This is a genomic window from Isoptericola halotolerans (genome assembly GCF_003003075.1).
In the GTDB taxonomy this organism is placed as follows: domain Bacteria; phylum Actinomycetota; class Actinomycetes; order Actinomycetales; family Cellulomonadaceae; genus Isoptericola; species Isoptericola halotolerans_A.
Map to the genome: position 1 here is coordinate 42,047 of NZ_PVTX01000016.1, position 12,924 is coordinate 54,970.

Genomic DNA, 12,924 nt, shown 5'->3' on the forward strand with positions numbered 1-12,924 from the left:
CCGGGCGGGGGCGCCTCGTGCGCCGGGTGGCCTCGTGCGCCGGGTGCTCGACGGGCTACTCGCGGTGCAGGGCGTCCTTCACCGCACCGGCCGCCTTCTCGAACGCTCCGGGCTTGCCGGTGGTGCCGTGGAAGCGGGGGTCCGGGGTCGTGGGCGCGGGCATGGGTTCTCCGGGCGGAGGGGTGTCGACGTACTCGAACTCGCTCTTGCCGTCCGGGGTCGGGCCGCTGGCCCACCTGCCCTCGGACGCGTGCTGACCGTCGCTGAAGTTGATGTACTGGTAGGAGGACTCGGTGTGCTCCTTGCCCTGCGGGAACGTGCTCGGCACGGGCAGGTCCTCCACGCCCTCGTCGCGCAGCTCCTGGGCGGCGGCGATCCACTGGTTCTGGTGCATGGTGTCGCGCGCGAGGAGGAACGCGAGCAGGTCGCGCACCCCGGCGTCGTCGGTCATGTGGTAGAGCCGAGCCACCTGGAGCCGCCCCTGCATCTCGGCGTTCGCGTTCGCCGTGAAGTCGGCCAGCATGTTGCCGCTGGCCGTGACGTAGCCCGCGGTCCACGGGTTGCCGTTGGAGTCCACGGGGCGTGCACCGGCCCCCGCCACGATGGCCTGCTGCGGGTCCGTGCCCCCGATGATCGCCGCCACGGTCGGGTCGTCCTGGACGGCGCCCTCGACCGCACCGACGGGGGCGTCGCCGAGGAGCTGGGAGATCATCGTCGCCAGCATCTCGACGTGGCCCATCTCCTCGGCCCCGATGCCGTAGAGGAGGTCGCGGTACTTGCCGGGCAGGTGAGCGTTCCAGGACTGGAACCCGTACTGCATGGCGACGGTGATCTCGCCGTACTGCCCGCCGAGCACCTCCTGCAGCTTGCGGGCGTAGACGGCGTCGGGCTTGTCGGGCTTCGCCCGGTGCTGCAGCTCTTGGCGGTGGAAGAACATCGGCATCTCCGTTCGGGTGGAGGCCGTGGCGACCCGCGGCTGCGGCACGGCCCGTGCCACGCCACTTCTCGACGCTTCCCGGCCAGGTTCGGCCCGCCGTCGTGTCGTCGCATCCCGACGCCGAGGGGCTAGCCGGGAGGTGGGACCGGTCGGGCAGCGAGCGCCGCCGCCACCGCGTGGAGGTTGTGCGCCATGAGGCGAGCGGTGCTCTGCGCCCAGTCGTGGCCGTGCTCGGTGGAGACGTAGTCGTCGCCCGGTCCGGGTCCCTGGTTCCAGTAGGTCCATGCCTGGCCGGGCACCGTGTAGCCGAGGTCGGCGAGCGCACCGCTGACCTCGGAGATGACGTGGTGGGCGCCGTCCTCGTTGCCGGTGACGACCACGCCGGTGACCCGGTTGTAGGCGACCGGCGTCCCGTCGTCGGCCGTCTCGGTCATCATGGCGTCCATCCGCTCCAGCATGCGCTGGGCGATCGAGGAGGGTCGGCCCAGCCAGGTGAGGGTGAGCACGACGAGGATCTCGGCGTCCAGCAGGCGTTCGTGGACGCCGGGCCACTCGTCGCCGTCGCCGACGTCGGTCACGACGCCGGGGGGCACGTCCAGGTCGGCGAGCCGCACGTGGTCCACCTCGACGCCCTGTTGCGCCAGGGCGTCGGCGACCACGGCGCCGAGCGTCTCGGTGTTGGACCGTTCCGGGGACTTCTTCAGGGTGCAGCTGACAAAGAGGGCTCTCATGGGTCACCTTCGCCGGGGTGCGACGGCCTGGGCTCGACCTTCTCACCACCGTAACGCTCCGGGGCGACCCACGTCGCCGTCTCCTCAGAGCTCGATCACGGTCTTGATGTCACCGGACCGGGGTTCGAGCGCCTCGGCCGCCCTGTCGAAGGGCACGCGGCGGGTGACCAGCCGGCCGAGCCAGTCGTGGTCGGCGCCCGCGAGCGCCGTCGCCGCCGCGCGGAAGTGCTCCTGGTTGGCGTTCACGGAACCGATGAGCGCGTCGTTCTCGAGCACGAACTCCCGGTTCACACCGCCGGCGTCGATGCGGACGGAGCGTCCGGCCGGCGAGACGCCGAGCAGGCAGACGACGCCGTAGCGGGCCGTGCCGGACAGGACGTCCACGACGACGCTGCTGGCGCCGGTCGCCTCCAGCACGACCTCGGGGCGCAGGGTCGCCATCACCTCGTCCACCGGCTCAGCGTGATAGGTCGCGCCGAGAGCGCGGACGAGCTCCGGCTTGGGCCCGTCGGAGACCTGGTCCAGCACGTGCACGTCGAGCCCGCGCTGGACACCGAGCAGCGCTGCGAGGAGGCCGATCGGCCCGGCACCGGTGACCAGCACCGAGTCCGGGTCGAACCACGACCGCTGCCCGACGAGCTCCACCTGCTCCCACGCCTTGGCCACGACGGAGGTGGGCTCGACGAGGAACCCGAGGCTGCCGAGAGAGGCATCGACCGGCACGGCGTAGTCCGGCTCGATGCGCCAGCGCTCGCTGCCGAAGCCGTCGACGCCCTGGATACCGCGTTCGGTGAACCGCCCGTTGCGGCACATGTCGAACCGACCTCGGGCGCACGCCCCGCAGGGCACCGGATCCGGCCGGCGCACGACGCCGGCGACCAGGTCGCCCGCGGTCCAGCCGCTCCCCTCGGGTGCCTCGAGGACACGGCCGAGCGACTCGTGCCCCAGCACCAACCGGTCACGGCCGCCGGGGGCCTCGCCGTGCTCGCCGGCCGCGATCTCCCGGTCGGTGCCGCAGACGCCCAGCGCCACGCCCTCGACGAGGATCGCGCCGAGCTCAGGACCCGGCTCCGGCACGTCGGTCACCGCGAGCGACCCGGGCCGGCCGGGACGGATGGTCAGTGCCTGCACGGGGCTCCCTCCTCGTGGCCGCGGGCGCGGCCGTCCTTCCATCGTGGTGCGTGGGCAGGATGGCCGCAGGCCGACCAGACCGAGCAGCCCGAGCCCACCTGCGCGGCACGTACCCTGTCGGTGCCCGGCGCTCTCCCGCCCGCACACCACCGGAAGGCCGTCCATGCAGCTCGTTCACGACCAGGTCCCTACCCGGCCGGCACCCGCCGTCAGCGCAGCACCGGACGCTCCAGGATGGGTGGCCGCTGCCGTGCACGACGCCGGCGCACGGTTCGTGCCCGTCGGCCCGCAGACGCAGGGTCTGCTCTGGTTCGGGCCCCTCGGGGCGTCCGGTCTCGGCGAGGTCCTCTCCGCCGCGCCGCACATCCGCTGGGTCCAGCTGCCGTCGGCCGGCGTCGACGCCTACCTCCGGGCGGGTCTGGTCGACGACCGCATCACCTGGACCTCGGCCAAGGGCGCCTTCGCCGAACCGGTGGCCGAGCACGCGCTCGCGCTCACGCTCGCGGCCCTGCGCCGGCTGCCCGAGCGGGCACGAGCACGCTCCTGGGGCGCGGAGGCAGGGCTCTCGCTCTACGACGCGGACGTGCTCCTGGTCGGTGCGGGCGGCATCGCCCGTGCGCTTCTCGAGCTGCTCGCACCCTTCCGCACGCGCACAGTCGTCGTGCGGCGTCGTGCAGACCCGGTGGCGGGTGCGGATCGCGTCGTGACCACCGAGCACCTGACCGAGGAGCTCGGACAGGCGGACGTCGTCGTGCTGGCCGCTGCGCTGACGGACCGCACCCGCGCGCTGCTCGGCGCGCCCGAGCTGGCGGCGATGAAGCCCGGCGCCACGTTGGTCAACATCGCCCGGGGCGCGCTGGTCGACACGGACGCCCTGGTGGAGCTGCTCTCCACGGGACACCTCGGCGCAGCGGCCCTCGACGTGACCGACCCCGAGCCGCTCCCCGCCGGGCATCCGCTGTGGGACCTGCCGAACGCCCTGATCACCCCGCACACGGCGGACACCCCCGAGATGGTGGACCCGCTCCTGCGAGAACGCGTCACCGCGAACCTGCGGGCCTTCGTCACCGGAGAGCCGCTGTCCGGCGTCGTCGACGTGCGCGCGGGATACTGACGCCGTCGTCCCCGCGCCGTACCACCGGAGTCAGAGCTCGACGTACTTCCCGGGCGCGGCGGAGCTCGCCAGCCGGACGGCCTCGACGGCGAACCAGGTGTAGCCGACGGCGAACAGCAACCGCTGCGCCACCCCCTGCACGTCCGGTGCCGTCCACATGATCAGCGGCAGGACGACCGAGGCCACGACAGCGACGGCGTCGAGCACCCGGATCGGCCCGGGACGCCGCCCCCGCCGGACGCTCACGGCCACCACACCGATCACGAAGGCGAACCCGACCGTCGTCGCGGCGATGCTGTGCATCGTGTCCTCCACGCGGTCCCACGGCGCGCTGTACCAGGCTCGGTGGGAGAACGTGCCGACCAGGATGATCGCTGTGCCGTACACGCCGTGCGCCGAGCGACCCCACGGTCCCCACGCCTCGCCGGCGAGCCCGGCCTCGAGCAGGACCGCCAGCCCGAGCAGCACGAACCCGGTGCGTGCCACCCAGGCCCCCGGCACCTCCTGCCCGCCCGCCTCGCTCACCGAGTGGCGCACCACGTCGTAGGTCTCGGGCACGGCGAGGGGGGCCAGGGCGACGCACACGGCGCTCGCCGCCAGCAGTGCGAGGACCACGGTCGCCGAGAGACGGTTCACGACTGAACGATCCCACTGCGAAGCCGCTCCGGCGCGTCGGCAGCGCTGCGGCGGTCACCAGGTCGACGCACGGCCGTCCTGGCCGCGCCGGTCGGTGACCTACCCTCGAGGTATGGCCACCTTCTCCTCCGTCACGCGTCCGCACGTCCTCTCGGCCATCGCCGAGCACGACGACCGCGGTCCCGTGGCGTTCCTCAAGCTCTACGGGTTCAGCCCGACCCCGGGGACCACCCTGCAGTTCGGTGGCACGACCTACGACGCGATGGCGATCCTCGCCGTCGCGCACCGGTACGCGACCGGTCGGGCCGCCCTGCCGGAAGAGATGGAGGGTGGCAAGGTCGCGGTCGGAGCGCTCCTGCGCAAGCACGGCTTCGAGGTCGACGGCAGCGGCGGCGCGCCGCCGGCGACGGCACGCCGGTCGGCCAGGACCGCCGCACGGGCCACGAGGTCCACCAAGACCCAGGAGCCGGAGAAGCCGGCTCCGGTGTGCCCGACGTGCTACATGACGTTGCCGGCCACGGGCGTCTGCGACAGCTGCGGGTAGGCGTCCGCTCCCGCCCGGCCGCGCGAGCCGGGCAGCAGTCGTCGGGCTGCCCGCGTCGCCGATGCGGGCATCGGCCCTTCCCCGCACAATCGCCACATGTCTGGCACCGGAACCTCCAGCCCGACCGGTCTCCGCCGCGCGGTGACCGGTCCGCTGCTCTTCCTGTTCATCCTCGGCGACGTCCTCGGCGCCGGCGTCTACGCCCTCATCGGCGAGATGGCCGGCGACGCGGGCGGTCTCGTGTGGTTGTCGTTCGGGGTCGCACTGGGTCTCGCCCTGCTGACCGCCTTCTCCTACGCCGAGCTCGTCACCAAGTACCCGCGAGCCGGCGGCTCGGCCGTCTACGCCGAGAAGGCGTACCGCAGCCCGCTGGTCGCGTTCCTCGTCGGCTACTGCATGCTCGCTGCCGGGGTGGTGAGCGCCGCCGGGCTGTCCCTGGCCTTCACCGGCGAGTACCTCACCGCGTTCCTCCCCGTGCCGCAGGTGCCCGCGGCGATCGTGTTCCTGCTCGTGGTGGCGCTCGTCAACGCGTGGGGCATCAAGGAGTCGCTGCGGGCCAACGTCGTCATGACGGTCGTCGAGGCCGCAGGCCTGGTGCTCGTCACGGTCCTGGGCGCCTGGGTCATCGGGCGCGGGGACGCGGACCTCGGCGGTGCCTTCACCCCGCCGGAGGGTTCGTCCGTCTGGCTCGCCGTCCTGGGCAGCGCACTGGTGGCCTTCTACTCGTTCGTGGGGTTCGAGACGTCGGCGAACCTGGCCGAGGAGATCCGTGACGTCTCGCGGGTCTACCCGCGCGCCCTGTTCGGCTCGCTGGCGACGGCGGGCGCCGTCTACGTCGTGCTGGGGTTCGTCGCGCCGGCCGTCGTCGCACCGGCCGAGCTCGCCGCGTCCTCCGGGCCCCTGCTCGAGGTCGTCCGGGTCGCCGGCGCGGTGCCGCCGGAGCTCTTCGCCGTGATCGCGCTCGTCGCGATCGCCAACGGAGCTCTCCTGACCATGATCATGGCGAGCCGGCTGGCCTACGGCATGGCCCGCCAGGGCCTGCTGCCCGCTCCGCTCGGCCGCGTCCTGCCGCGCCGCCGCACGCCGGGGGTCGCGATCCTCGTCACCACCGCCCTCGCCGTCGTGCTCGCCGCCACCAACGAGCTCATCGACCTGGCCTCGACCGTCGTCCTGCTCCTGCTCTTCGTGTTCCTCTCCACCAACGTCGCGGTCCTGGTGCTGCGTCGCGACACCGTCGCGCACGACCACTTCCGCGCTCCGTCGGTGATGCCCGTCCTCGCCGTCCTGTCCTGTCTGCTCCTGCTCACGCAGCAGGAGCTGCGGCACTGGGCTCTGGCAGGGGTGCTGCTCGCGGTCGGGGTGGGCCTGCACCTCGTGATGCGGCGCCTGGCGCGGTCCAGCTCGACGTCGGCGTCGGCGGCGTGACCGACCTCGCGGCACGGCCCCAGGCGTCCGGCTGTGCCGTGCGACGCCGTCGTGCGGCGAACCGGTCGAGCTCGCGCAGCAGGAGCGGCACCAGCTCCGGGTCCGCCAGCGACCGGAAGTGCCCCGGCGTGGCGAGCCGGACGTTGTGCGCGCCGGGCAGCCCCCTCCCGGTGGGGACGTGGGGGTCCAGCGCGGCGATCACCTCGTCGTCGGGAAGGAAGGCCCGGACGCTGCGCAGCGGCACCCATCTGGCGTAGGGCGACCCGGAGAACGGCGTGTTGACCGCCACCATCCCCAGGAGGCGCGGGCCCACGTCGGCGCGGCCCATGAGGCTCTTGCCGATCAGCCCGCCCTTGCTGTGCGCCACCGCCACCACGTCCTCGAGGCCCTGGTCGGCCAGGGCTATCGCGACGACGACCTGGGCCCCATCGAGTTCCCGACCGGCACCGCGGAGGTGAGCTCTCGGCGGTCGAGCACCCGCAGCACCAGGCTCGCCAGCTCCTCCACGCTCGGCACTGCATGGGCGCGAGGACTGCGGCCGAACCCCGGCAGGTCCGGAGCGCTCACCTGCCGGTCGGTGGCCAGCTCGGCGGCGAGCGGCCGGAAGGACCGCTCCGACACGCCGATGCCGTGCACCAGGACCACGGCATCGGCGGTCGGGTCGCCCGCTTCGAAGACGGCGAGCCGGTCGACCGGCGGCTCAGCCGTCGGTGCCGCCCTGCGGCGCGGTCGCCGACGTCCCCTGGTGCTGGGTGAGCTCGGCGATGAACCGGTGGCACTGCTGGGCACGTGCGGAGTCCTCGGACATCACCTGCTCGAAGAAGGCGGCGATCTCGTCCTTGCCCGCGTTGCGGGCGTCACGCACGTACTGGCCGTAGTCGTGGCCGGCCTTGAGCGCGTGGTACTGCACCGAGACGAGGTCGTAGGTGACGTCGTCGAAGCCGGTCTCTCCTGTTGCCATGATGGGTCCTCTCCCACGGGGGACACCGCGGCGGTCGCGGGCGTCCCGGCCGGTGGCCCGCTGCTGGACCGTCACAGTCACCGTGCCAGGGTCGCGTCGGCTCGCAACCCCGGCACCGTGCACCGCGCCGGGCGTGCATGGCGGATCCTGCCTAGGGTCCCTGACATGGCTGCCGACACCGCCCCCACCGTCTGCGTCGTGGCGCCCGAGCCGCAGCTGACGATCGAGATCGAGACGGACCGCTCCCGCGAGGCTCCCGAGATCCACCTGCACCCGGGCGGGCAGGGGCTCTGGGTGGCGACCATGGCCCGCTCGCTCGACGCGGAGGTGGTCGTCTGCGGACCGTTCGGCGGCGAGACCGGGGAGATCACCGCCCACCTGGCACGGTCCCGCGGCCTCGTGGTGCGCACCCCGGCGCAGGGCGGTGGCGGCACGCTGCTGCGTGACCGCCGCGGCGGCGGCGAGCCCGAGCTGGTGACCGTGCCGCCGCAGCCCCTCGACCGGCACGGCATCGACGACTTCTACAGCATCTCCCTCGTCGGAGCGCTGGAGTCGGACGTGTGCGTGCTGACGGGCAACCAGCACGACGTCGGGATACCGCCGGACCATCTGGCCCGCCTGGCTCACGACGTCGCGTCGTCGGGCACGCCGGTCGTCGCCGACCTGAGCGGCGACCTGGCCACCGCCGTCGGTCGGGAGGCGATCGCCGTGCTGAAGATGAGCGACCAGGAGATGGTCGCCACGGGCGTCGCCGACGACGACTCCGTGGCCGCGCTGCGTCGCGCGGGCGAGGCGTGGGTGGCCGACGGCCCCGGGGCCGTCGTCGTCTCCCGGGCCGGCGATCCGACGCTCCTCGTCACCACGGAGGACGCCTGGACGCTCACCACGCCCGAGGTGTCGACCGTCGACCACCGGGGTGCGGGCGACTCCATGACGGCCGGGATCGCGGTCGGGCTCGCCCGGGGCCTGCCGCTGACGGAGGCGGTGCGGCTCGGTGCCGCCGCCGGGGCGCTCAACGTCGCACGGCACGGGTTGGGCACCGGACGTCGGGGCGAGATCGAGGCCTTCGCCGCCCGGGTGTCGGTCGAGGAGATCGGGGGACGCTGATGCTGGCACTGGTCACCAACGACGACGGGATCGGCTCCCCCGGCCTGGGGGTCCTGGCGCGGTGCGCGGCGGCCGCCGGGCTGGACGTGCTGGTCGCCGCGCCCCGGGTCGAGTCGTCCGGCGCCTCCGCCGCGCTGCACGGCGCCGAGGAGGACGGGCGACTGCTGGTCGAGGACAACCGCGCACCGGGCGTGCCGGACGACGTGCGCTCGCTCGCCGTCGCCGCCGACCCGGCCCTCATCGCCTTCGTCTCGGCCTACGGCGCGTTCGGCGCCGTCCCCGACGTGCTGCTGTCGGGCGTCAACCGGGGGCCCAACGTCGGCAACGCCGTCCTGCACTCCGGCACGGTGGGTGCGGCCCTGTCCGGGGCGACGCTCGGCATGCGGTCGCTGGCCGTGTCGCTCGACGCCGCCGACCCCCGGCACTGGGAGACGGCGGAGGCCGTGACCACGCACGCCCTCGACTGGTTGCTCGCCGGGCCCCGGTCCCGTCGCACGCTGAACATCAACGTGCCGGACCTGCCCCGTGCCGAGCTGCGGGGCCTGCGGCAGGCGCCGCTCGCCTCGTTCGGCGCGGTCCACGCCCGGGTGGCGCAGCACGAGGCCGACGACGCGGCGCTGGTGGTGCGCTACGAGGGCACGGAGCGATCGACCGAGCCGGAGTCGGACGCCGGGCTGCTCGCCCAGGGGTGGGCGACGGCGTCGCTGCTGCTCGCCCCGTACGCGGACGAGTCCGTGCAGGTGCCGGGCCTCGGGGACGCGGACGGCTGAGGACCGCGGTCACGCGTGCACGGAGGCCGCCACGAGCCATGCCGTGATCAGCACCACGACCACGAGCAGGGCCGTCTCGTGCCCCGCCCCGCGCTGGAGCAGGCTGCCTGCCGCGTGCGCACGCCGTGCGCCGTGCCCCGGGGCCTGCAGCGACGGGACCACCCGGAAGTGCTGGTGTGCACCGATCGCCGCGACGACGGCGACGACGGCGACCTTCGCCAGCAGGAACAACCCCCAGCTGCTCTCCCAGAGCTGCGACGGCCGGTCGAGGATCTCGACGGCGAGCAAGATGCCGGCGATCCCCACGACCACCACCGACAGGGCGGCCACCGACGAGAAGCGGCTGCCGAGGTGGCCCGCGTCGAGCGCTCGGCCGTCCTTGCGGCGACGGCGCAGCACGACACCGATCATCACGACTCCGCCTGTCCACGTGGCCGCCGCCGCCAGGTGCGCCACGTCGACGCCGACGACGAGCCACCACGGCGACCCGGTGTTGCTGTGGCCGCCGAGGACCTGGCCGGCGGTCATCGCCAGGACCCCCACCACCGCCGCCCAGGAGCCGGGGAGCGACCGCCACGCACCGACGAGGACGAGGGCGGCCCCGACCGCCTGCAGGCCGAACACCCACGCCGTGGGACCGGCGAGGGCGTCGCCGAGGGCGGCGGCCGAGCCCGCCGCCGCCACGTCGCCCCCGGCCACCACCACCGCGCGCGCCGTGACACGGACGGCGAGCCCGACGAGCACGAGGAGCCCGGTCCAGCGCACCGCGCGCAGCACCACCGGGATGTCGCGCCGGTCCGGACCTCGCATCACCAGTGCGGCGAACAGCAGTCCGCCGGCCCCGACGAGCAGCCCCCAGAGGGCAGCGGCATTGCCGAGCCTCGCCACCACCTGCGCGAAGTCCTCGGCGCCCGGGTCCGTCGTCCTCTCCAGGTCCGGAGGCGGGAGCGGCGCGCCGCTCGGCTCGGCCGGCGACGAGGCTTCCTGCGTGACGGTGGGCTCCGGCGCCTCGGACGGTGCGGTCTGCGTCCCCTGGACGGTGAACGAGAACGTGCCCTCGAGCGGGTGCCCGTCCTGCGCCGCGACCGACCAGGCCACCTCGTATCCGCCGTCCGCCAGCCCGCCCTCCGGGGTCGCCACCACCACCGCTCCCGCACGCTCCTGCGTCACGTCGACGTCCACCGTGCCGTCAGGGCCCTCGACCACCACGGTGTCGCCCAGCGGTGTCACCGGCCGCGTGAAGGTCAGGAGCACCTCGCCCACGGGGCCGGACGTCGTCGTCCCGTCCGCGGGCTCCGCGGTGTCCAGATCCGTGTGGGCGGAGGCCGACGGAGCGCCGACGAGCACCAGCGCGACGGTGAACAGCACCACAGCGACCTTCTTGAGCATGACAGCCGATCCTACGGGTGCCCGGGCACCCGGATGCGGGCACCGGCGACGGCTCCTAGCGTCGAGGAGTCCGCACGATCCCTCCGGCGCGAAGGAGAACGCGATGAAGACGACCGAGATGATGGCGACGTACCCGGCCGAGATCAATCTCGACCGCCGGCTCCTGGCAGGTGCCGTGGAGGCACTGGTCGAGTGCGCCCAGGCCTGCACCGCGTGCGCGGACGCCTGCCTGAGCGAGGAGATGGTCGCCGACCTGCGCAAGTGCATCCGCTCGAACCTCGACTGCGCCGACATCTGCGACACGACGGCGCGCGTGCTGTCGCGGCACACCGGCTACGACGCGAACATCTCCCGCGCACAGCTCGAGGCCTGCGTCCAGGCCTGCCGTTCCTGCGGCGAGCAGTGCGAGAGCCACGCCGCGATGCACGAGCACTGCCGGGTCTGCGCCGAGGCGTGCCGCGCCTGCGAGCGTGCCTGCGCCGACCTCCTGGCCGCGATGAACTGACCGGCCGACCAGTCCTTCCGGGAGTTGCCCAGCGCCATCGTCCATGTCACCATGAGGCGAGCGGGAAACCGGTTTCTCGCTGATCAAGCCCGATGTCGACGACGACACCAGCTCCCGGAGGCGAAGATGCCCACCACCCCAGCTCCGCGATCCGCTACTCGCCGCAGCCTCAGCGGCCCGGCCGGCAGCGCCATGGCGCTCGCGCTGGCAGCGGGCCTGCTGGCCGCCCCGGCGGCGGCGGGTGACGGAGGGATCCAGGGCGACGACGAAACCCAGATCGTCGTCGCGGCTGACGGCTCCGGCGACGTCACCACGGTCCAGGGGGCCGTCGACCTGGCTCCGGCGCACTCCGAGGACCGCGTGGAGATCCTCATCGAGCCCGGCACGTACCACGGACGGGTCGTCGTGCCCTCCTCGCACACCAACCTGTCGTTCGTGGGAGCGACCGGCGACCCGGCCGACGTGGTCATCACCGACGACCGTGCCGCCGGCACACCGCACCCCGACGGGGGCACCTGGGGCACCACGGGAAGCAGCACCGTCACCATCTCCGGTGCCGGTTTCCAAGCCCACGCCGTGACGTTCGAGAACGCCTTCGACGAGGCCGCGCACCCGGAGATCAGCAGCAGGCAGTCCGTGGCGGTCAAGTCACGGGCCGACCGCGTCGTCTACGACAAGGTCCGCTTCCTGAGCAACCAGGACACCCTCTACCTCGACAGCCCCGACAACCGGACGCCGGCCCGCGTCTACATCACCGACAGCTGGATCGAGGGCGACGTGGACTTCATCTTCGGCCGCGGGACCGCCGTCATCGAGGACACCACCATCAAGGCCCTGCGCCGCGACTCCGACCCGAGCGGGTACGTCTTCGCCCCCAGCACCTCCCACGAGTTCTCCCGCGGGTTCCTCGTCACCGACTCGCGGATCATCTCCAACGCCGGGCCGGACAGCTACTACCTCGGTCGCCCCTGGCACCCGAGCAGCAACCCCGACAACGACCCCCGCATCGTGGTGCGCGACACGTGGATCGGCAACTTCCTCAAGGCCGACCCGTGGACGACGATGTCAGGCTACGACTGGCTCGCCGGCAGCAACGCCGAGCACGCCAACCGCGGCCCCGGTGCGGTGCTGAACGAGTTCCGGCCGCAGCTGACCCCCGACGAGGCAGCCGACCACACGCCGGCTTCGTACCTCGCCGGCGACGACGGCTGGGATCCGCGGGCGGACTGACACACGCAGAAGGCCGGTTCTCGTCTCCGAGAACCGGCCTTCCGTCCTGCACTTCTGACGTCTGCACGACGTCGGGCTGACAGTGTCTGGTCTCAGGACATCGGAATGGGGTGTCTCACGTCATCGGCATAGCGTGTCTCGGGTCATCGGCATGACCCGTCGGGACGATGCTCGATCGTGTCGAAACGCAGACTCGTGATCACAGCGGTCCTGGCCGGCGCCTCGCAGAGCGAGGTCGCCCGCCGCTACGACGTCTCTCAGGGATGGGTCTCACGACTCATGGCCCGCTACCGCACCGAGGGTCAAGCAGCGTTCGAGCCACGCTCACGGCGACCACACACCTACCCGGCCGCGACACCCGAGCCCGTCGTGCAACAGATCCTGGCCTTGCGCAAGGACCTCGCCGAACAAGGCCACGACTGCGGCGCCGACACCATCGCCTGG

Annotated in this window: 15 protein-coding genes; 8 read left to right on the top strand and 7 right to left on the bottom strand. The window is 73.2% G+C overall.

Annotated elements, in window-relative coordinates; translation table 11 throughout:
* Positions 1–55: 55 nt before the first annotated feature.
* From BCL65_RS17360 to BCL65_RS17370, 3 genes are all read right to left on the bottom strand, one after another.
* The gene (locus BCL65_RS17360; RefSeq protein ID WP_106269791.1) at positions 56–937 is read right to left on the bottom strand and encodes a manganese catalase family protein; all 882 of its coding nucleotides are present in this window, start codon (positions 935–937) and stop codon (positions 56–58) included.
* A 128-nt stretch (positions 938–1,065) separates the two neighbouring features.
* On the bottom strand, positions 1,066–1,668 hold the full coding sequence (locus BCL65_RS17365) for a flavodoxin family protein (protein WP_106269778.1): 603 nt from the start codon (positions 1,666–1,668) through the stop codon (positions 1,066–1,068).
* Between the two features lie 84 nt (positions 1,669–1,752).
* Complete coding sequence (locus tag BCL65_RS17370; RefSeq protein ID WP_106269779.1) at positions 1,753–2,799, bottom strand: glucose 1-dehydrogenase; 1,047 nt, start codon at positions 2,797–2,799, stop codon at positions 1,753–1,755.
* Between the two features lie 163 nt (positions 2,800–2,962).
* Here BCL65_RS17370 and BCL65_RS17375 point away from each other — a divergent pair, with 163 nt between their 5' ends.
* Positions 2,963–3,913: an NAD(P)-dependent oxidoreductase gene (locus BCL65_RS17375; protein WP_106269780.1), complete on the top strand. Its 951-nt coding sequence runs from the start codon at positions 2,963–2,965 to the stop codon at positions 3,911–3,913.
* A gap of 30 nt (positions 3,914–3,943) precedes the next feature.
* Here BCL65_RS17375 and BCL65_RS17380 read toward each other — a convergent pair whose 3' ends face one another.
* Positions 3,944–4,549 carry a DUF998 domain-containing protein gene (locus BCL65_RS17380; protein ID WP_106269781.1) on the bottom strand — a complete coding sequence of 202 codons (606 nt, stop codon included), beginning with the start codon at positions 4,547–4,549 and terminating at the stop codon, positions 3,944–3,946.
* Positions 4,550–4,661: 112 nt separating this feature from the next.
* On the opposite strand from BCL65_RS17380, the gene BCL65_RS17385 reads away from it, so the two are divergent.
* Together BCL65_RS17385 and BCL65_RS17390 are read left to right on the top strand one after the other, a co-directional pair.
* Positions 4,662–5,093: a hypothetical protein gene (locus BCL65_RS17385; RefSeq protein ID WP_106269782.1), complete on the top strand. Its 432-nt coding sequence runs from the start codon at positions 4,662–4,664 to the stop codon at positions 5,091–5,093.
* Positions 5,094–5,189: 96 nt separating this feature from the next.
* Entirely contained in the window at positions 5,190–6,518 is a 1,329-nt protein-coding gene (locus tag BCL65_RS17390; RefSeq protein ID WP_106269783.1) for an APC family permease, read from the top strand.
* A gap of 402 nt (positions 6,519–6,920) precedes the next feature.
* Here BCL65_RS17390 and BCL65_RS18065 read toward each other — a convergent pair whose 3' ends face one another.
* Together BCL65_RS18065 and BCL65_RS17400 are read right to left on the bottom strand one after the other, a co-directional pair.
* Positions 6,921–7,163: an alpha/beta fold hydrolase gene (locus tag BCL65_RS18065; RefSeq protein WP_165800074.1), complete on the bottom strand. Its 243-nt coding sequence runs from the start codon at positions 7,161–7,163 to the stop codon at positions 6,921–6,923.
* Positions 7,164–7,218: 55 nt separating this feature from the next.
* Entirely contained in the window at positions 7,219–7,479 is a 261-nt protein-coding gene (locus tag BCL65_RS17400; protein ID WP_106269785.1) for an acyl carrier protein, read from the bottom strand.
* 165 nt (positions 7,480–7,644) lie between these two features.
* Here BCL65_RS17400 and BCL65_RS17405 point away from each other — a divergent pair, with 165 nt between their 5' ends.
* The gene (locus BCL65_RS17405) at positions 7,645–8,586 is read left to right on the top strand and encodes a PfkB family carbohydrate kinase (RefSeq protein ID WP_106269786.1); all 942 of its coding nucleotides are present in this window, start codon (positions 7,645–7,647) and stop codon (positions 8,584–8,586) included.
* Entirely contained in the window at positions 8,586–9,356 is a 771-nt protein-coding gene (gene surE / locus BCL65_RS17410; protein WP_106269787.1) for a 5'/3'-nucleotidase SurE, read from the top strand. The genes BCL65_RS17405 and surE overlap by 1 nt, the downstream gene beginning before the upstream one ends.
* Positions 9,357–9,365: 9 nt before the next feature.
* On the opposite strand, the gene BCL65_RS17415 is transcribed toward surE, so the two are convergent.
* A complete protein-coding gene (locus BCL65_RS17415; protein WP_106269788.1) occupies positions 9,366–10,745 on the bottom strand; it encodes a copper resistance CopC/CopD family protein in 1,380 nt (459 codons plus the stop codon).
* Between the two features lie 103 nt (positions 10,746–10,848).
* Between BCL65_RS17415 and BCL65_RS17420 the strand changes: the two genes are divergently transcribed.
* The 3 genes from BCL65_RS17420 to BCL65_RS17430 all read left to right on the top strand — a co-directional run.
* The gene (locus BCL65_RS17420) at positions 10,849–11,250 is read left to right on the top strand and encodes a four-helix bundle copper-binding protein (RefSeq protein ID WP_106269789.1); all 402 of its coding nucleotides are present in this window, start codon (positions 10,849–10,851) and stop codon (positions 11,248–11,250) included.
* A 126-nt stretch (positions 11,251–11,376) separates the two neighbouring features.
* A complete protein-coding gene (locus BCL65_RS17425) occupies positions 11,377–12,480 on the top strand; it encodes a pectinesterase family protein (protein ID WP_207767765.1) in 1,104 nt (367 codons plus the stop codon).
* 177 nt (positions 12,481–12,657) lie between these two features.
* Positions 12,658–12,924: helix-turn-helix domain-containing protein (locus BCL65_RS17430; protein ID WP_258176975.1), on the top strand; the 267-nt coding region annotated here is incomplete at its 3' end.

Coding starts and splice junctions, on each gene's coding strand:
- BCL65_RS17400 (WP_106269785.1), bottom strand. CDS start 7,479: ATGGCAACAGGAGAGACCGGCTTCGACGACGTCACCTACGACCTCGTC.
- BCL65_RS17425 (WP_207767765.1), top strand. CDS start 11,377: ATGCCCACCACCCCAGCTCCGCGATCCGCTACTCGCCGCAGCCTCAGC.
- BCL65_RS17390 (WP_106269783.1), top strand. CDS start 5,190: ATGTCTGGCACCGGAACCTCCAGCCCGACCGGTCTCCGCCGCGCGGTG.
- BCL65_RS17420 (WP_106269789.1), top strand. CDS start 10,849: ATGAAGACGACCGAGATGATGGCGACGTACCCGGCCGAGATCAATCTC.
- BCL65_RS17405 (WP_106269786.1), top strand. CDS start 7,645: ATGGCTGCCGACACCGCCCCCACCGTCTGCGTCGTGGCGCCCGAGCCG.
- BCL65_RS17360 (WP_106269791.1), bottom strand. CDS start 937: ATGTTCTTCCACCGCCAAGAGCTGCAGCACCGGGCGAAGCCCGACAAG.
- surE (WP_106269787.1), top strand. CDS start 8,586: ATGCTGGCACTGGTCACCAACGACGACGGGATCGGCTCCCCCGGCCTG.
- BCL65_RS17385 (WP_106269782.1), top strand. CDS start 4,662: ATGGCCACCTTCTCCTCCGTCACGCGTCCGCACGTCCTCTCGGCCATC.
- BCL65_RS17365 (WP_106269778.1), bottom strand. CDS start 1,668: ATGAGAGCCCTCTTTGTCAGCTGCACCCTGAAGAAGTCCCCGGAACGG.
- BCL65_RS17375 (WP_106269780.1), top strand. CDS start 2,963: ATGCAGCTCGTTCACGACCAGGTCCCTACCCGGCCGGCACCCGCCGTC.
- BCL65_RS17415 (WP_106269788.1), bottom strand. CDS start 10,745: ATGCTCAAGAAGGTCGCTGTGGTGCTGTTCACCGTCGCGCTGGTGCTC.